Below are 18,304 nucleotides of genomic sequence, written 5' to 3'. Positions count from 1 at the left end.
TAACAATAAGGATGTGATGCCTCATGTCAGCCATGCTTACCGCCGAAGAAGCGTTAAAACTCGTGGGCGAGATTTTTGTTTACCATATGCCGTTTAACCGTGCACTGGGTCTGGAACTCGAGCGCTACGAAAAAGCGTTTGCCCAGCTCAGCTTCAACAACCAGCCGATGATGGTTGGCAACTGGGCGCAGAGTATTTTGCACGGCGGGGTGATTGCCTCAGCGCTGGATGTGGCGGCGGGCCTGGTCTGTGTGGGCAGTACGCTGACGCGCCATGACACCATCAATGAAGACGAGTTGCGCCAGCGTTTGTCGCGTATGGGCACCATCGATTTACGCGTCGATTACCTGCGTCCCGGGCGCGGAAACCGTTTTACCGCCACCAGCAGCCTGCTGCGCGCGGGGAATAAGGTCGCCGTCGCCCGCGTTGAATTGCATAACGAAGAGCAGGTCTATATCGCCAGCGCAACTGCCACTTATATGGTGGGTTGAAACCCTAAAATCGGGTAAAATTAATTCACTTTTTTGTAACGGATTATCCCGATGGATGCTAAACAAACGCGGCAGGGCGTACTACTCGCCCTTGCCGCTTATTTTATTTGGGGTATCGCACCGGCGTACTTCAAGTTTATCGCTTACGTACCCGCTGACGAGATCCTCACACACCGTGTGATTTGGTCGTTTTTCTTTATGATCGCGCTGATGAGCGTCAGCCGTCAGTGGTCTGGCGTCAAAACGCTGCTGAAAACGCCGAAAAAGGTGTTCCTGCTGGCCCTCTCAGCCGTGCTGATAGGCGGCAACTGGCTGCTCTTTATCTGGGCAGTCAATAACCATCACATGCTCGAAGCGAGCCTGGGCTATTTTATTAATCCCCTGGTCAACATTGTTCTGGGCATGATTTTCCTGGGCGAGCGTTTCCGTCGCATGCAGTGGCTGGCGGTCATCCTCGCTTTTTGCGGCGTGCTGGTTCAACTGTGGACCTTCGGTTCGCTGCCCGTGATCGCTCTGGGCCTGGCGTTCAGCTTTGCGTTTTACGGGCTGGTCCGGAAGAAAATAGCCGTTGAAGCGCAGACCGGGATGCTGTTTGAAACCCTGTGGCTATTGCCGGTCGCGGCGATTTACCTGTTTGGTATTGCCGACAGCGCAACCAGCCATATGGGCAGTAACCCGTTGTCGTTGAATCTGATGCTGATGGCGGCCGGTGTGGTAACCACCATTCCTCTGCTGTGCTTCACCGGTGCCGCAACGCGCCTGCGTCTCTCCACGCTGGGCTTCTTTCAGTACATCGGTCCGACGCTGATGTTCCTGCTGGCAGTGGTGTTTTACGGCGAAGTACCGGGTGCAGATAAGATGGTGACGTTTGCCTTTATCTGGGTGGCGCTGGCGATTTTTGTTGCAGACGCCCTTTATACCCAGCGCAGAACGCGCAAAGGATTGTAAGCGGTAATGAGGCGGGCAGGCACAATGCCACCCGCCTGATGTTTACAGCCAGTTACGGCGCTTGAAGTAGAGGTACGGCGCCAGCCCGGCGAGGATCATAAAGATAATCGCGCCAGGGTAGCCAAAGCTCCACTTAAGCTCCGGCATAAACTCAAAGTTCATCCCGTAGCTCGAGGCCACCAGCGTTGGTGGCAGGAAGACCACCGAGACCACCGAGAAGATCTTGATGATGCGGTTCTGCTCGATATTGATAAAGCCCATCGCCGCCTGCATCAGGAAGTTGACCTTCTGGAACAACGATTCATTGTGCGGCAGCAGGGATTCGATATCGCGCAGGATCTCACGCGCCTGTTCCAGCTGACCGCCCGGCAGACGCGCCTTACGCACCAGGAAGTTCAGCGCGCGCTGGGTATCCATCAGACACAAACGCACCTTCCAGCCGATATCTTCCAGCTCTGCCAGCGTCGAGAGCGCTTCGTCGTATTCATCGCCCTGATGCCCTTCCATAATGACGCGGCTCAGCTTTTCCAGGTCGCTGTAGATGTTTTCAATTTCATCCGCCAGCTGTTCGATTTTGGTTTCAAACAGGTCCAGCAGCAGTTCGTAGGCATTACCGTCGACCATCGCCTGGCTACGGGCGCGCATGCGGTAGAGACGAAACGCGGGCAGCTCACGCTCGCGCAGGGTAAACAGGCGACCGTCACGAATGGTAAACGCCACGGTGGAGTTACCTGCGTGATCGTCGGCGTCTTCAAAGAAGAAGAAGGAGTGAATATGCAGACCGTCTTCATCTTCAAAAAAACGAGCAGATGCTTCGATGTCTTCCAGTTCCGGGCGGGTTGCCAGGCTTTGCCCCAGCTCAGATTGTACGCGAAGGCGCTCATCGTCGTCCGGCTCGACCAGATCCACCCATACGGCATCAATGAGGGGCTGTGACTCTTCGGCTTCAAGCCGAGTCAGTCGGTTATTTTCGAGTTGAAATGCGCTCAACATGACCGGGACTCCCAATGCAAAAAATATCGGACAGTTCGGTGGGCACACAGAAACAAATTGGGTTTCAGACCATTAAACAGCCTGACTCAGCGCGACGGGAATAGTGCAGGTCGCTGACAACCACTAAGGCCATCAGCAAGAGGAGATAGCCTTAGGAGTTGTTCCTGGATGACAGGGAATTGAGCCAGTATCTACTGGGTGTGTCCAAGGCGAATGTCCTCTTAGCGTAATCGTGCGCGCATGTTACGCCAGCAGTAATAGTGGCGTCAACACGCAACGGAACGCTGAAGGGCATTAATTGACCTTCAACGTATAAGGCTAGCAGATTATTACAAAATAATGATATTTTTCTGAAAGTTACACAGTTTCCAGCCTGGCGTAGGCTGCCACCAGCCATTTGATACCTTGCCCCTGGAACGCCACCTGCAGGCGGCTGTGCTCGCCGCTACCTTCCAGATTGACGATGGTGCCTTCACCAAACTTAGCATGACGCACGCGCTGACCCAGCTTGTAGCCGGTGTCCGTTTCAGCAATCGGCGAGCCCATACGCTGATGGCTGACCGGGCGGCTGATACTGGCGCGCAGGCGCACCTCTTCCACGCACTCTTCCGGCAGTTCGCCGATAAAGCGCGACGGACGGTGATACACCTCTTTACCGTACAGGCGTCGGGTTTCGGCATAGGTCAGCGTCAGCTTTTGCATCGCGCGCGTCACGCCAACATAGGCCAGACGACGCTCCTCCTCCAGACGCCCACCTTCATCCAGCGACATCTGGCTCGGGAACATCCCCTCTTCCATCCCGACGATAAACACCTGCGGGAACTCCAGACCTTTGGCGGAGTGCAGGGTCATAAGTTGAACCGCATCCTGCCAGGTGTCTGCCTGCCCTTCACCCGCTTCCAGCGCCGCGTGGGAGAGGAACGCCTGCAGCGGCATCAAATCTTCGTCTTCTTCGTTGTAGCTGAACTGGCGCGTTGCCGTCACCAGTTCCTCTAAGTTCTCAATACGGGTCTGGCCCTTTTCGCCTTTCTCCTGCTCATACATGGTGCGCAGGCCGGAGTCTTTAATCACCCGGTCGGTCTGTACGTGCAGAGGCATATCGGCCGTTTCCTGTGCCAGGGCATCAATCAGCTCCAGGAAGCGTTGTAAGGCGCTGGCTGCACGTCCGGCGAGCGCTTTCTCCTGCAACAGCTCGCGGCACGCCTGCCAGAGTGTCAGCTGGCGATCGCGGGAGGCCTGACGCACCACGTCCAGTGTACGGTCACCGATGCCGCGGGTTGGGGTGTTCACCACGCGCTCAAACGCCGCATCGTCATTACGGTTTGCGATCAGACGCAGATACGAGAGCGCGTCTTTGATCTCCTGACGTTCAAAGAAGCGCATGCCGCCGTAAATACGGTACGGCATACTCACCTGCAGCAACGCCTCTTCCAGCACGCGCGACTGGGCGTTGCTGCGATAGAGAATGGCACACTGCTCCAGCGCGCCACCGTTGTCCTGCCAGGTTTTAATACGGTTAACCACAAAGCGCGCTTCATCAAGTTCGTTGAACGCGCAGTAGATAGAGATCGGTTCACCGTCAACGCCATCGGTCCACAGCTTTTTACCCAGACGCCCGTTGTTGTTCTCAATCAGGGCGTTGGCGGCGCTCAGAATGTTGCTGGTCGAACGGTAGTTCTGCTCCAGACGGATGGTCTGAGCACCGGGGAAATCATTGAGGAAGCGCTGAATGTTTTCCACCTGCGCCCCACGCCAGCCATAGATGGACTGATCGTCATCACCGACGATCATCACCTTGCCGGTATCACCGGCCAGCAGGCGGATCCATGCATACTGGATGTTGTTGGTATCCTGGAATTCGTCCACCAGAATATTGGTGAAGCGTTCACGATAGTGCTGCAGGATATGCGGTTTGTTGAGCCACAGCTCATGCGCACGCAGCAGCAGCTCAGCAAAGTCCACCAGACCAGCGCGATCGCACGCCTCCTGGTAGGCTTTATAGACGTTCTGCCAGGTTTGCTCGACCGGGTTGCCGAAGCTCTGGATATGGTGCGGACGCAGCCCTTCGTCTTTCTGTCCGTTGATGTACCACATTGCCTGACGCGGCGGCCACTGCTTCTCGTCGAGATTCATCGCCTTGATAAGACGCTTCAGCAGACGCAGCTGATCTTCGCTGTCGAGGATCTGGAAATCCTGCGGCAGGTTAGCATCCATATGGTGCGCCCGCAGCAGGCGATGCGCCAGCCCGTGGAAAGTCCCCACCCACATGCCGCCCTGGCTGGTGCCCATCAGCTGTGCGATTCGGTGGCGCATCTCTGCCGCCGCCTTGTTGGTAAACGTCACCGCCATAATGGAGTACGGCGAGCAGTTTTCCACGCTCTGCAGCCACGCAATACGGTGTACCAGCACGCGTGTCTTACCACTGCCCGCCCCAGCCAGCACCAGCATGTTGGTGCGCGAAGCGGCAACCGCGTCACGCTGTTTGTCATTAAGGCTGTCGAGCAGGTAAGAAACGTCCATTGGCACCGTCACGTAATGTCAGGCAGGCGAATGTGATTCCTTCGCCAAAACCCTGTTAATTTATACAGAACAATTGATGATTATATCAGCGTCGTGAGGGATGCCAACCGTGAAATTTCCACGTGCGGCAGAAGACGGCTGTCCGGCGTTGTCATCAGGTCAGCGTTTTCCGGCTTGATCCAGCAGGCCTGCATACCGCAGCGGATCGCCCCGGCCACGTCCGTGGTCAGGTCATCACCCACATGCAACATTTCGCCGAGCGGCAGGTTCAGTTTTTCCGCCGCCAGGTGATACATATCGTTAAACGGTTTCGAGCGCCCGTGCGGGCCCGCGCGCAGCACAAACTCAAAATAATCGCCAAGACCAAACAGCTCAGGCTGGGCATTGCCATTGGTAATCGCCACCAGCGGCCACTTCTCTGCCAGCGCGGCCAGCGTATCGTGGGTTTCCTGTGGCACATCAATACGGCTGCGCCATTTGGCGAAGTGTTCCATGGACGCTTCAGCCCCTATCGCCGCATCACGCGCGCTCATGCCGACATTCAGCATCGCCTGTTCAACCGCACGTCGACGCCATTCGGTCACGTCATGGTAAATGTCCGGCTCGGTCTCCCGCAGGGACTGACGCAGCTGCTGGAAGTCCTTGTTCTGCATCGTCTTCAGCGCCGGGTGATAGTTCTGCACAAACGTCAGCGACTCCTGCTCGGTACGCAGGATCACCTGACGGTTATCATAAAGGGTGTCATCAAGGTCAAAGGTAAGGGCTGATATCTGACCCAGTGGGCGGTAAAAACGCATTATTTCCCCCGTTTGGCGCGTGGATGCGCCGCGTCATACACCGAGGCAAGGTGCTGGAAGTCTAAGTGGGTATAAATTTGGGTGGTGGACAAATTCGCGTGGCCGAGCAGTTCCTGCACGGCGCGCAGATCGCCGCTTGATTCAAGCATGTGGGTCGCAAAAGAGTGGCGCAGCTTGTGCGGGTGAACATGGCTGTTCAGCCCCTGTTTAATGCCCCACTCCGCAAAACGCTTCTGCACGTTACGCGCCGAGATCCGCTTGCCGAGTTTCGACAGGAACAGCGCATCTTCTTCCGCGCCAAACAGTCCGCGCAGGTCAAGCCAGTGCTCAATCCAGGCGACAGCGTTGCGACCAATCGGCAGGCGGCGCTCTTTGCTGCCCTTGCCCATCACCCACACTTCGCCGGTGTCCAGATCGAGATGTTTTATATCGAGATTGACCAGTTCAGACAGACGCAGTCCAGCACCGTACATCACCTCCAGCATCGCGCGGTCACGCACCGCCAGCGGATCGTTAAGATCGATATCCAGCAGGCGATTGACATCATCGACGTCGATATTTTTAGGCAGATGACGCGGTGCTTTTGGCGTGGCAATGCCTTTCGCCGGATTGGCTTTAAGGCTGCCCTGGCTCACCAGCCAGTCGAAGAAACTGCGCAGGGCAGAGAGCCTGAGCGCCAGACTCGCCGGGCCTAACCCTTTCCTGCGGCTACGCACGACGACGCCACGAACCGTCGCAGCGTCACATTGTTGCCAGCTTTTCAGGCCGATTTCATCGGCAATCTGCATGATGGCATCAAGCTGACGCTGATAGTTCAGCAGGGTAATGGGGCTAAGCTGACGTTCAACCCCCAGGTAGCGCAGAAATCGCGCGACGTCAGTGGCAAGAAGTCCGTCCGTCATACGCGCTCAATCCAGCGCTCCAGCAGCTCAGGCAGCATCAGGGCGATCTCCTGCAACAGGTGCGTACCTTGCCCCTGCTCATAGTGATGCGCGTCGCGACTGGTAAATAACATCACGCCTAAGTCGCCATCGCGCCCCATCAATGACATGGCCACCGAGCCAATCGCTTTGGCTTCTGGCAATACCACCAGCAATTCTGGTCCGTTCAGCGGCCCCAGATAGTGATGTTGATGACCCAGGCGCTGAATACGTAGCGGCTCAAACGCCTGACGGCTCAGCGCCAGATGGGTGAAACCAGACGGTGCACCAATGCGCCAGCGGTCGGGGAAGAGACGAAGGGTTGCGCCTGCAAGCCCCAGTTCTCGCGCCCAGCGGTGGAAACGGCTGAGAAACTCGTCAAGGCTGTGGGCCGAGGCCAGACGCGCCTGCAGATGCAGCAGTCGATAGAACAGGCTTTCGTTATTGTTCGCCTGTTCCATGAGCAGCGTCATGTTCTCTTCAAGCTGATTGATGTGGTTGCGCGCGCGGGCCATGTGCCATTCGACCAGCGACACGGTCCCGCGCACCGGATGCGGCACGCGCATCTGTTCGACAAGACGTGCATTGCGAATAAAAAACTCGGGATTGTTCAGCAGATAATCAACAACAGCACTGTCGTCCAGTTCCGTCACCGTTTCCTGCAGTTCTTCCCCTGGTTGCTTCATAGATGGATAAACCCGTCATAGACATGTACCGCCGGGCCAGTCATAAACAGCGGATGACCCGGTCCTTTCCAGGCGATATCAAGACGACCGCCTGGTAACTCCACGCGAACCTCTTCTGCCAGTAACCCCTGAGCGATGCCGACGGCCACTGCCGCGCAGGCACCACTTCCGCAGGCCTGAGTTTCGCCCGCGCCGCGTTCATACACCCGCAGACGGATGTGTTCACGCTTCACCACCTGCATAAAACCAATGTTCGCGCGTTCCGGGAAGCGTTCATGGCTTTCCAGCACCGGGCCGAGGGTTTCAACGGCGGCGGTCTCCACATCATCAACCTGAATCACGCAGTGCGGGTTTCCCATCGAGACGACGCCACACAATACTGTCTGCTCGGCCGCACGCATAATATAGGTCTTTTCCGCTTTGTTTGCGCGAAACGGCACGGCGGAAGGTTCAAAGTTCGGCTCGCCCATATTCACGCGAACCAGATCGTCATCGGTGACGCTGAGCACCATGCGACCATTCGCGGTACTGACGCGGATATCGCGCTTGTTCGTCAGCCCTTTCAGGCGGACAAAGCGGGCAAAACAGCGCGCACCGTTGCCGCACTGGGAGACTTCACTGCCGTCAGCGTTAAAAATACGGTAGTGGAAATCGAGGTCAGGATCGTACGGCGGCTCAACCACCAGCAGCTGATCGAACCCCACGCCCAGATGCCGATCCGCCAGGCGGCGGATCAGTTCCGGGGAGAAAAAGACATTCTGCGTTACCGCGTCGACGACCATAAAATCGTTGCCAAGGCCATGCATCTTAGAGAACTGCATCATTCGCTCCATTGCGCGGGTACAGAACGTAATCGTCAGAGATTAACCTGAGTCGGACCACCATTATTGCCACGATCGTTCGTGTCTGGCGTGGAAGACTCAATACCGCTTTGCACAGGTTTCGTCGGCGGCGGCGCCGTTTTATCCGCTGGCGGGAAGTAAAGCGGTCCCTTCAGTCCACAGCCCGTCAGACTAAACAGCGTGATGAGAACGGCAAGCGTTCGGAAAACGTTTTTCATTATAAAGTTGCCCGTAAGTTCAAATCTGTTTCTATCATCGCAGGAGAAGACACAAAAGCAAGAGTTTGCCGCTTTCCTGCAACGGGAATTATTTAGCGTTATACTGCCGGCATCACGAAAAACAGGAACAAAACCATGAACGACAGTGAATTCCATCGCCTTGCAGACACCTTATGGATGACCATCGAAGAGCGGCTTGACGACTGGGACGGCGACAGCGATATCGATTGTGAGATCAACGGCGGCATTCTGACCCTGAGCTTCGAAAACGGCAGCAAAATTATTATTAACCGCCAGGAGCCGCTTCACCAGGTCTGGCTGGCCGCCAAACAGGGTGGCTACCATTTCGATCTGAAAGAGGGCGAATGGGTGTGTGACCGTAGCGGCGAAACGTTCTGGGATCTGCTGGAACAGGCGGCGACCGCGCAGGCAGGCGAAGACGTGCGTTTTCGTTGAGTCTGTTTTGCCCGGTGGTGCGCTGCATACCGGGCAAAAACTGTCAGGAGAAATACTGCTGCAACAGCGGGGTAGTGTCCTGGCTGGCGGGAACCGCTGGCGTAACGGCCTGCGTACGGAACGGAATCACCTGCGAACGTCCGTCTACATTCACAATCTGGTAGAACTGTGGCAGGTTAAAGTTGATGAAGCTGGAGCCGTAGGTAAAGCGGTCATGTGAGGACGAATAGAAGCGGCTGACGTCGCGCACCAGTTCCTCTTTACTGCCTTCACAGTGGTGATAAACCTCAGCGCGGTTCGTCTCATCCAGGATGTAGATGTTGAAACCGGCGTCGTCACCCGACTCTTCAAAGAAGAACTGAATAATCCCTTCGCTCGCAAAGCCATCCACGACCTGTGGCAGTTTCACGTGGTTGGTTTCCACCTGCACTGACAGGCCATGCAGCTTGTTGTGCGAAATGGCGCCGTAGAACTCGATGGCGTTTTCCAGCTTCTGTACTGAAACATTCAGGCGCTCGAAGAACAGGCCCCAGGTCTGTCCGGAGACGCGCAGCGCTTTAAAGCGACCGGTTTCCTGACGGGTACTGGAGAGGCGCAGTTCGATGCACTCTGAAACCAGCTGCTGCACGCGGGTACGGATCAGACCGCGCAGATGCTGGCTATAGCAGAACACCTCAACGCTGTCCGGCGGTGCAGCGTCCTGATGCATCTTGCCAAGAATCGTTTTCAGCGCTTCGATCATCGCCTGCTCGCCGTTGAAGTGCAGAGTACGCACTTCGTTCCACGAGTTGCGGTACAGCAGGTCTACGCTGCCCACCAGGCAGTTTTGCTGCTCGCCAAAACTAAAGACGTCCAGCTTGCGGAAATCAAAATGGACCACCTGATTGCGGAAGGCCGCTGTCGGGTCATATTCCAGATTGACGATGATCGCCAGATGGCGAATTTCACACGGACTGTAGAGCGCTTTTGGCGTCGGTGCCGGCAGACGCAGCGGGAAGTGGTGGGAGACATCCGCCACCATCTCCTGCAGTTTGGCTAAATCGACAACCTCGTTGCCTTTGATAAACAGCCGGGTACGCGAGGTCAGCAGGCCGTTGAACCAGGCCCAGGCCACCAGCTTGTTCAGGTAGCGGTTATATTCCAGCGGCTGATGGCTGATGATCGAGTCCATGCTTGGCGCACGGTTGTACAGGTACCACCCGGTGCGGTTTGCGCGGCCCGGCGGCACATAGATAAAGGTCAGGTTCGGTTCTGACAGGTCCGGTGAAATCTGCGGGTTAACCAGCGTGACTTTACCCGGCAACGCTTCAAACGCCGCATACAGTTTACGCGTCAACACCCCGATATCCTGCGGGCTGGCGGAAACGCTGAGATTGTTACGACGCGCAAAGCGGATAAGGTTGCGGTAGCTTTGCATCATGGCATCGAGCAGTTCGTTGTGCGCTTCACGCACCTGATCGATTTTCCAGTTGGCGCGGTTATCAAGCATCGACAGACGTTCTTCGTCCCATCCCCACTCTTTAACCAACTGACTGACCACTTCACGACGCCAGCCCACGCATGCGCGTTCGCGGCTGAGTTTTTCACAGACTTTGAGGTAGAAACATCGACGCACCAGATCGAGACGCGTGGTGTCATCAATGGCTTTCAGGTATTCGGTGACGCGTTCAAGCATCATGCAGTAAGCATCAAGCCCGTAGGAGACAATTTCTCCGTCGTGCAGACGCTGTTTGATATCTTTCGCCAGCAAACGCGGCGTGGGGTATTCCCAGGAATAGGCTTCCAGCAGCAGGGTTTTCAGCACGGCCTTATACGGCGAATCAATGCTTTTATAGAGCTGCCAGAGACTCGCGCCAAAGTACTCTTCGGCGGAAAGCGAACTGAGGCCACCCAGATCCAGCCATTCATTTGGTGTCAGCACACCCTGGGAGTACAACGACATTACGTAATCGTCGTAATGCTCTTCTTCGTCGCACGGCACCATATTCCACAGAATACGCTTACCGGCCAGGCGAACGGCAGTACGGTAAAACTCGTCCAGCAGTAAGATGTGCTGGGTTGAGCCGCAGTCTTCACCACCCAGACTGCCACTTTCGTTATGACGGAAACGGTTTTCATCAATCAGGAAGAAACTGACTTCTACGCCAAGCGACGCGGCCCAGCTTTCCAGCAGGCTGCACTTTCGCTGCAGCAGCTGACGCTCGTCGTTATCGAGCCAGGACTGATGACAGACCCAGATGTCCAGGTCCGAAGAACAGCTTTGCCCAACCGAGGAGGTGCTGCCCATGGTGTAAACGCCTGTAATCGGCAGTTCACCTTTCGGTGATTCCTGCGGCGGCATGCCACGGTAGAGTTCAAGTTCGGTCAGGTAGTGTTGTTGGGTTTCATCAGGCGTGAAAAGACAGATGCCTCTGGGAACGTTACCGTCAAGGTAGCCAGGCATCAGCGGATGGTGATAGTGCAATAATGTCGGCAGAAGACTGTATACCTGCTGGAAAGCAGGGCCCATAGCAGCAAGCGCGCGATCGACACGCAGTTGGTTTATGGCATCCAGTCTCTGTTTCAGAGTCTCAATATAGAGGTACAAGACGTATCGCCTGATGTTTCCGGGTGTCGCACGCTATTCAAAACAGAAATAACAGCGGACCCGCAGTATTACAAAAAGAGAACCGTTACCTTTTTTCGCCCTTATCATTATGGTGGTACCGACGAAAAAATGGTCTAAAACGTGATCAATTTAACACCTTGCCGGTTGACCGTAAAGAAAGATGCGCTACATACAGTGTAGCACCGTTCTGTACGTGTAAATTCCTTAATACGGCTGTGGCTGACGAGAACCCCGCCCTGTCCCTCTCTTCTTCATCACCGTAAAACTGCCATCCCAGAGTCAACAATGTTAGGATGGTTAGCGATTGATAATGACGGTAACAAGCATGTTAGACAATGTTTTGAGAATTGCCACACGCCAAAGCCCTCTTGCGCTCTGGCAGGCACATTATGTTAAGCAGCGCCTTGAAGCCTGCCACAGTGGATTGTGCGTCGAGCTGGTGCCGATGGTCACGCGCGGTGACGTGATCCTTGATACGCCACTGGCTAAAGTGGGCGGCAAGGGCCTGTTTGTCAAAGAACTGGAACTGGCATTGCTTGAGAACCGCGCCGATATCGCCGTACATTCGATGAAAGATGTGCCCGTCGAGTTCCCGGAAGGGCTGGGGCTGGTGACCATTTGCGAGCGTGAAGATCCGCGCGATGCGTTTGTCTCCAATCACTATGATTCGCTCGATGCGTTGCCAGAAGGCAGCGTGGTTGGCACGTCCAGTTTACGTCGTCAGTGTCAGCTGGCAGAACGTCGTCCGGACCTGATCATTCGTTCGCTGCGCGGTAACGTTGGTACGCGTCTGAGCAAGCTGGATAACGGCGATTACGATGCCATTATCCTCGCGGTTGCGGGTCTGAAGCGCCTGGGGCTGACGTCTCGCATTCGCGTCGCGTTGCCGCCTGAGCTGTCGCTGCCGGCTGTGGGTCAGGGGGCCGTCGGCATTGAATGCCGTCTGGATGATGAGCGTACCCGCGCGCTGCTTGCCCCGCTGAACCATGACGAGACAGCCATCCGCGTTAACGCCGAGCGCGCCATGAACACCCGCCTCGAAGGAGGGTGTCAGGTGCCGATTGGCAGCTATGCTGAATTAATTAACGGTGAACTGTGGCTGCGAGCGCTGGTTGGCGCACCGGATGGTTCACAGATGGTCCGCGGCGAACGTCGTGGTAAAGCGCAAGATGCCGAACAGCTTGGCGTGTCGCTGGCAGAAGAGCTGCTGGATAACGGCGCCCGTGAGATCCTGGCTGAGGTTTATAATGGAGAACCCCCTGCATGAGTATTCTTGTCACCCGCCCTTCTCCCGCAGGAGAGCAATTAGTGAGCCGTCTGCGCGCACTGGGGCAGGTGGCCTGGAGTTTTCCGCTCATTGAATTCTCCCCCGGTCGGGAGCTGTCCGCGCTTGCCGACCATATGAATACCCTCCAGCAGGGCGACTTGCTGTTTGCGCTGTCGCAACATGCGGTGGAATTTGCCCAGGCGCAGCTGCAACAGCAGGGGCTTAACTGGCCAACCGCCCCTCACTATTTTGCGATTGGTCGTACAACGGCACTGGCGTTGCATACCGTAAGCGGAACAGACGTTCGTTACCCGTTAGATCGGGAAATCAGCGAAGTCTTGCTACAATTACCTGAATTACAAACTATTGCCGGAAAGCGTGCACTCATTTTACGCGGTAACGGCGGGCGCGAACTGTTGGGCGAAACGCTGCGGGAACGCGGGGCTGAGGTCACGTTCTGCGAATGCTATCAGCGTTGTGCAAAACATTACGATGGTGCGGAAGAGGCGATGCGCTGGCATATGCGCGGTATTACGACCCTGGTGGTGACCAGCGGCGAAATGCTGCAGCAGCTCTGGTCGCTGGTGCCCCTTTGGTATCGTGAAAACTGGTTACTCCACTGCCGGCTTCTGGTCGTCAGTGAGCGTCTGGCGAACCAGGCCCGGGAACTGGGCTGGCAAGATATTCGGATCGCTGATAACGCTGACAACGATGCGCTGCTGCGCGCATTACAATAACTCTCATAATGGGAAGCCATAATGACGGAACACGATAAATCCTCCGCCGTGGTTGAAGAGACCAGGGAGACTGTGGACATCACGCCGCAGTCAGAAACGACTGAGAAAACCGTTGAGAAGAAGAACGGCAGCAATAAAACCAGCCTCGCGCTGAGCGCGATAGCCATCGCCATTGCGCTGGCCGCCGGCGTTGGTCTCTATGGCCTGGTGAAACAGCAAGGTTCCAGCCAGACGGCGACCAACGACACGCTGGTCAATCAGCTTACCGCCCTGCAAAAAGCGCAGGAGACGCAGAAAACTGAACTGGAAACGGTGATTAAACAGCAGTCCGCGGCGCTCGCTGAGGCGAACAGCAAACAGGAAGAGCTGACCAAACAGCTGGACGACGTGCAGCAGAAAGTCGCCACGATTTCCGGTACCGATGCCAAAACCTGGCTGCTCTCGCAGGCCGATTTCCTGGTGAAGCTGGCCGGACGTAAGCTCTGGAGCGATCAGGACGTCACCACCGCCGCCGCACTGCTGAAAAGCGCTGATGCGAGCCTGGCAGACATGAACGATCCGAGCCTCATTACCGCGCGTCGTGCCATTACCGAAGATATCGCCAGCCTCTCTGCCGTTTCGCAGGTGGACTACGATGGCATCATCCTGAAGGTCAATCAGCTTTCAAACCAGATTGATAACCTGCAGCTGGCGGATAACAACGACGATGACTCCCCGATGGATTCTGACGGTACCGAGCTTTCCAGCTCCCTGAGCGAATGGCGCGTGAATCTGCAAAAAAGCTGGCAGAACTTTATGGATAGCTTCATTACTATCCGCCGCCGCGACGAAACCGCCGTTCCGCTGTTAGCGCCGAATCAGGACATTTATCTGCGCGAAAACATTCGCTCCCGCCTGCTGGTGGCGGCCCAGGCCGTGCCGCGTCATCAGGAAGAGACCTACAAACAGGCGCTTGATAACGTCTCGACATGGGTACGTGCTTACTACAATACCGATGATGCCACGACCACGGCTTTCCTCGATGACATTGATAAACTGAGCCAGCAGAACATCACCATGAACGTGCCGGACAAGCTGGAAAGCCAGCCGATTCTGGAAAAACTGATGCAGACGCGCGTGCGCAACCTGCTGGCGCAGCCGGGCGTTCCGGCAGAACCTCACGCCCAGGCCCCTGCCGCCGCGCCAGCGCCTGAAAGCGCGCCACAAGGAGAGTAATGATGCTTAAAGTACTCTTACTCTTCATCCTGCTGATCGCCGGGATCGTGCTGGGGCCGATGCTTGCCGGTCATCAGGGTTACGTCCTGATCCAGACCGATAACTACAACATCGAAACCAGCGTAACGGGTCTGGTGATCATCCTGATCCTCGGTGTGGTGGTGCTCCTTGCAGTAGAGTGGATCCTGCGCCGAATTTTCCGTACCGGTGCGCATACGCGTGGCTGGTTCGTTGGCCGTAAACGCCGCCGCGCCCGTAAGCAGACTGAGCAGGCACTGCTTAAGCTGGCCGAGGGTGACTATCAGCAGGTTGAAAAGCTGATGTCGAAAAATGCTGACCATGCCGAACAGCCGGTGGTGAACTATCTGCTGGCCGCCGAGGCAGCGCAACAGCGAGGTGACGAAGCCCGCGCCAACCAGCACCTGGAACGCGCGTCAGAACTATCTCCGAAAGACCCGATTCCCGTTGAGATCACCCGCGTTCGCCTGCAGCTGGCCCGCAACGAAAACCACGCCGCGCGTCACGGTATCGACCGTCTGCTGGAAGTCTCGCCACGCCACCCGGAAGTGCTGCGTCTTGCCGAGCAGGCCTATATTCGCACCGGTGCCTGGGGTTCACTGCTGGATATCATTCCGTCGATGGCCAAAGCCGACGTCGGTGATGATGAGCATCGTGATGAACTCCAGCGTCTGGCATGGATTGGCCTGATGGATCAGGCGCGTGCCGATCTCGGCAGCGATGGCCTGAAAACCTGGTGGAAGAATCAGAGCCGGAAAACGCGTCAGCAGGTTCCGTTGCAGGTTGCGATGGCAGAACATCTGATTGAATGTGACGATCATGACACGGCGCAGGAGATCCTCCTCGACGGACTGAAGCGACAGTATGACGATCGCCTGGTTATGGTGATCCCACGTCTGAGAACCAATAACCCTGAGCAAATTGAAAAAATGCTGCGTCAGCAGATTAAAGCCGTCGGCGACCGTCCACTGCTGTGGAGTACGCTGGGCCAGTCGCTGATGAAGCACGGTGAATGGCAGGAAGCGAGTCTCGCCTTCCGTGCAGCGCTGAAACAGCGCCCGGACGCGTTTGACTACGCGTGGCTTGCCGATTCGCTGGACAAGCAGCACAAGCCGGAAGAGGCCGCCGCCATGCGCCGCGATGGACTGTTATTAACGCTGCAAAATAATGGCAGCCAGCAATAAATAACAAGGAGGCCAGACGGCCTCCTTTTTTTATTCCCCTTCGCCTGCTACATTCTTTACCACATCATCTAAAACGAACCCGCCAATGTAACGACGTCTTTTCATTAACTTTTTTCCATACACGCGACGAGTGCCGCGTGGACTGAATCGTTTTTGAAAGGAAATCGTCATGAACTCCCTTTTGTACGCGCTTATTGAAGCGCTGCGCTGCCACCGCTGGCTGCGCCTGCTGGCCTGTGCCTTTATCTTTACATCACTGGGAAATGGCGTCACCCAGGTGGTGGTCTTCGGCTTACTATTAGCATGGTCCGCCCCGCCCGCGCTGCTTACCCTCGCCTTTCTTTTCGCCACGCTACCTGGCTTTATCGGCAGCCTCATCAGTGAAAAGCTGTGCACGCGCTATTCTCCGATACCCCTGTTGATACTCACCGAGGGGCTTGGCTTACTGGCCCTGCTCTTTCCCCTGCTCGGCGTGCACTATCACAGTATCCCTGCGTTACTGGCCGTGCAGTCCACCGAAGCACTGCTCAACGGGATGAGCTGGCCTGCGCTGACGCTGCTCTTTAAACGCGGACTCAGAGAAGCAGAACTGCCTGCCGCAACCTGCCTCGAGAATGTGTTTTTTGCCGCTCAGGTTTTGTTAGGCACCGGACTGGGGATGGTACTTTTCCAGAAGATCGCCATCCTCGCCTTGCTGGCCATTGATGCCATCAGCTTTCTCGGATCGCTGTTCATGCTCTGGCTGGCGGGTCGTGTATTTTTAGCGCCCACACTGGCAGTCCCCACTGAAGAGAAAGCGCCTGCGGCTTTACGCTGGCAGATGTTGACCATCCGGCAGAAACGCAGTTTGCTGATTTTGCCTGCGCTGGCCGCCGTCGGTTCACCGGCCATGGCGCTTCTTCCGGCAATGGCACAGCAGATCCATCCTCAGGATGCGGCCAGCCTTGCTTTGCCACTGCTTTTTGCAAGGAGCATGGGACAACTTTGCGGTCCCCTACTGCTAAAAAGAGACAGCCTGACGCGTTTTGCAGCACACACGCCACGGATTTTACTGTGTCTCGGCATCTTCCTTGCTGCGTATGGGATGCTCCCGCTGTTGTCCGGGTGGATGGCATGCGCGCTGGAGATGATATTTGTCGCACACCTGGCCTCAAATGTTCTCTTTGCGGCCGGCACGTTTGCCGTACTCAGCAGTTTTCAAACCACACACATGGCTTCGGCCAGCAGTAAAGCCTGGCGCTGGCAAACGCTCAGTGCCTCGCTTTTCACCGGTATTGCCGCGATGGCGGCGGCAGGGTTTGGATCCGTACAGGCGCTTTACAGCGTTTCGTCAGCCGCTCTGATACTGGTCGCCCTGATCATGTACGTTTACCGGGAATAAGGCATAAAAAAACGCCTGCTATAAAAGCAGGCGTTAAAACAGGTCTGTAAGACAACATATTTGGTGCTTCACTCAACGTTATGCCCATGGTGTCTGATGAGGCCGAAGCGACATCTGTCAGTGGACGATAAGCACCGTAAATGGCTCTGCGTCATTCCTGAGTTTATGAGGCACTAAGGCGAACATAAGAGATGGAATGAGCATCTACACGTATATTATTGCACGTAACGTGCCAACTTGACACGCAGAACTTTTACATCGCGCAACATTTTAAGATAAAAGGAAATTATGTTGTTGAGCGGTATCTTAGACCCTACAACCTGCTGATAAACACGACGAAATGTCGTCTGGAGGAGACACGAAAGCTGCCAAATTATTATATCTTTTACTTTCAGTGTGTTATGTGTCGCTGAATCGCGACAAGAAAGCCAGCTGTTGTCGCGGAATCACTACAGAGGAAAGAAAGGCGCAGAAAACAAAAAACCCCGCCGAAGCGGGGTTCAAAATTGGTCGGCGAGAGAGGATTCGAACCTCCGACCCACTGGTCCCAAACCAGTTGCGCTACCAAGCTGCGCTACTCGCCGATGTACTGCTTTTTGAATTTTTAGTTCAATTCATTAAAAAGTCGTGGTGCGAGGGGGGGGACTTGAACCCCCACGTCCGTAAGAACACTAACACCTGAAGCTAGCGCGTCTACCAATTCCGCCACCTTCGCAATTCACAACTCTTTCAATAATGGGGTGGCTAATGGGATTCGAACCCACGACAACTGGAATCACAATCCAGGGCTCTACCAACTGAGCTATAGCCACCACTGTATTCTTTCACGCGGTACTGACTACTTCTCAGACCACCGCAGCTCTAGCGCCGGGACTAAAATGGCGCGCCCGACAGGATTCGAACCTGAGACCTCTGCCTCCGGAGGGCAGCGCTCTATCCAGCTGAGCTACGGGCGCTTAGCGCCGTTGCGGGGCTGGATATTACGTACCTCCGACCCCGCTGTCTAGTGCTTTTTTGAAAAAA

General features: G+C 55.8%; 17 protein-coding genes and 4 tRNA genes. 8 read left to right on the top strand and 13 right to left on the bottom strand.

Annotated features, from left to right (window positions below):
* The first annotated feature begins 23 nt into the window (after positions 1-23).
* Together yigI and rarD are read left to right on the top strand one after the other, a co-directional pair.
* Complete coding sequence (gene yigI, locus AB6731_RS22205; protein ID WP_014172129.1) at positions 24-491, top strand: acyl-CoA thioesterase YigI; 468 nt, start codon at positions 24-26, stop codon at positions 489-491.
* Between the two features lie 51 nt (positions 492-542).
* The gene (rarD, locus tag AB6731_RS22200; protein ID WP_014172130.1) at positions 543-1,439 is read left to right on the top strand and encodes an EamA family transporter RarD; all 897 of its coding nucleotides are present in this window, start codon (positions 543-545) and stop codon (positions 1,437-1,439) included.
* 42 nt (positions 1,440-1,481) lie between these two features.
* On the opposite strand, the gene corA is transcribed toward rarD, so the two are convergent.
* From corA to AB6731_RS22160, 8 genes are all read right to left on the bottom strand, one after another.
* On the bottom strand, positions 1,482-2,432 hold the full coding sequence (gene corA / locus AB6731_RS22195; protein WP_020882881.1) for a magnesium/cobalt transporter CorA: 951 nt from the start codon (positions 2,430-2,432) through the stop codon (positions 1,482-1,484).
* 151 nt (positions 2,433-2,583) lie between these two features.
* Complete coding sequence (ysgD, locus tag AB6731_RS22190) at positions 2,584-2,640, bottom strand: YsgD/CorL family protein (protein ID WP_212743980.1); 57 nt, start codon at positions 2,638-2,640, stop codon at positions 2,584-2,586.
* 149 nt (positions 2,641-2,789) lie between these two features.
* Positions 2,790-4,952, bottom strand: a complete 2,163-nt coding sequence (uvrD, locus tag AB6731_RS22185) for a DNA helicase II (protein ID WP_020882882.1) — start codon at positions 4,950-4,952, stop codon at positions 2,790-2,792.
* Between the two features lie 80 nt (positions 4,953-5,032).
* Positions 5,033-5,749 carry a 5-amino-6-(5-phospho-D-ribitylamino)uracil phosphatase YigB gene (yigB, locus tag AB6731_RS22180; protein ID WP_371006812.1) on the bottom strand — a complete coding sequence of 239 codons (717 nt, stop codon included), beginning with the start codon at positions 5,747-5,749 and terminating at the stop codon, positions 5,033-5,035.
* Positions 5,749-6,651, bottom strand: a complete 903-nt coding sequence (gene xerC, locus AB6731_RS22175) for a tyrosine recombinase XerC (protein WP_371006810.1) — start codon at positions 6,649-6,651, stop codon at positions 5,749-5,751. Before xerC ends, yigB begins: the two co-directional genes overlap by 1 nt.
* Positions 6,648-7,355: a DUF484 domain-containing protein gene (locus tag AB6731_RS22170; protein ID WP_371006808.1), complete on the bottom strand. Its 708-nt coding sequence runs from the start codon at positions 7,353-7,355 to the stop codon at positions 6,648-6,650. Before AB6731_RS22170 ends, xerC begins: the two co-directional genes overlap by 4 nt.
* A complete protein-coding gene (gene dapF, locus AB6731_RS22165) occupies positions 7,352-8,176 on the bottom strand; it encodes a diaminopimelate epimerase (RefSeq protein ID WP_020882883.1) in 825 nt (274 codons plus the stop codon). Before dapF ends, AB6731_RS22170 begins: the two co-directional genes overlap by 4 nt.
* A gap of 35 nt (positions 8,177-8,211) precedes the next feature.
* Positions 8,212-8,415: a lipoprotein gene (locus AB6731_RS22160; protein ID WP_025202779.1), complete on the bottom strand. Its 204-nt coding sequence runs from the start codon at positions 8,413-8,415 to the stop codon at positions 8,212-8,214.
* A 135-nt stretch (positions 8,416-8,550) separates the two neighbouring features.
* Here AB6731_RS22160 and cyaY point away from each other — a divergent pair, with 135 nt between their 5' ends.
* On the top strand, positions 8,551-8,871 hold the full coding sequence (cyaY, locus tag AB6731_RS22155) for an iron donor protein CyaY (RefSeq protein ID WP_014172137.1): 321 nt from the start codon (positions 8,551-8,553) through the stop codon (positions 8,869-8,871).
* Between the two features lie 43 nt (positions 8,872-8,914).
* On the opposite strand, the gene cyaA is transcribed toward cyaY, so the two are convergent.
* Positions 8,915-11,458 carry a class I adenylate cyclase gene (gene cyaA / locus AB6731_RS22150; RefSeq protein WP_014172138.1) on the bottom strand — a complete coding sequence of 848 codons (2,544 nt, stop codon included), beginning with the start codon at positions 11,456-11,458 and terminating at the stop codon, positions 8,915-8,917.
* A 346-nt stretch (positions 11,459-11,804) separates the two neighbouring features.
* Here cyaA and hemC point away from each other — a divergent pair, with 346 nt between their 5' ends.
* The 5 genes from hemC to AB6731_RS22125 all read left to right on the top strand — a co-directional run bounded on the left by hemC (position 11,805) and on the right by AB6731_RS22125 (position 17,281).
* Positions 11,805-12,746 (top strand): hydroxymethylbilane synthase, encoded by a 942-nt coding sequence (gene hemC / locus AB6731_RS22145; protein ID WP_032669623.1) that lies wholly within the window; start codon positions 11,805-11,807, stop codon positions 12,744-12,746.
* Entirely contained in the window at positions 12,743-13,483 is a 741-nt protein-coding gene (hemD, locus tag AB6731_RS22140) for a uroporphyrinogen-III synthase (RefSeq protein WP_014172140.1), read from the top strand. The genes hemC and hemD overlap by 4 nt, the downstream gene beginning before the upstream one ends.
* Before the next feature lie 21 nt (positions 13,484-13,504).
* Positions 13,505-14,698, top strand: a complete 1,194-nt coding sequence (gene hemX / locus AB6731_RS22135; RefSeq protein ID WP_014172141.1) for a uroporphyrinogen-III C-methyltransferase — start codon at positions 13,505-13,507, stop codon at positions 14,696-14,698.
* A gap of 2 nt (positions 14,699-14,700) precedes the next feature.
* Entirely contained in the window at positions 14,701-15,900 is a 1,200-nt protein-coding gene (hemY, locus tag AB6731_RS22130) for a protoheme IX biogenesis protein HemY (RefSeq protein ID WP_059305958.1), read from the top strand.
* Between the two features lie 169 nt (positions 15,901-16,069).
* Complete coding sequence (locus tag AB6731_RS22125) at positions 16,070-17,281, top strand: MFS transporter (RefSeq protein ID WP_371006806.1); 1,212 nt, start codon at positions 16,070-16,072, stop codon at positions 17,279-17,281.
* 507 nt (positions 17,282-17,788) lie between these two features.
* Here AB6731_RS22125 and AB6731_RS22120 read toward each other — a convergent pair.
* From AB6731_RS22120 to AB6731_RS22105, 4 genes are all read right to left on the bottom strand, one after another.
* Positions 17,789-17,865, bottom strand: a tRNA-Pro gene (locus AB6731_RS22120).
* A gap of 44 nt (positions 17,866-17,909) precedes the next feature.
* Positions 17,910-17,996: transfer RNA gene (locus AB6731_RS22115), tRNA-Leu, on the bottom strand.
* 21 nt (positions 17,997-18,017) lie between these two features.
* Positions 18,018-18,093: transfer RNA gene (locus AB6731_RS22110), tRNA-His, on the bottom strand.
* A gap of 67 nt (positions 18,094-18,160) precedes the next feature.
* Positions 18,161-18,237, bottom strand: a tRNA-Arg gene (locus AB6731_RS22105).
* Positions 18,238-18,304: the final 67 nt, after the last annotated feature.

The sequence above is a fragment of the Enterobacter sp. RCC_40 genome (assembly GCF_041360735.1).
GTDB classification, from domain to species: Bacteria; Pseudomonadota; Gammaproteobacteria; order Enterobacterales; family Enterobacteriaceae; genus Enterobacter; species Enterobacter ludwigii.
This window is presented reverse-complemented; position numbering and strand designations above follow the sequence as displayed.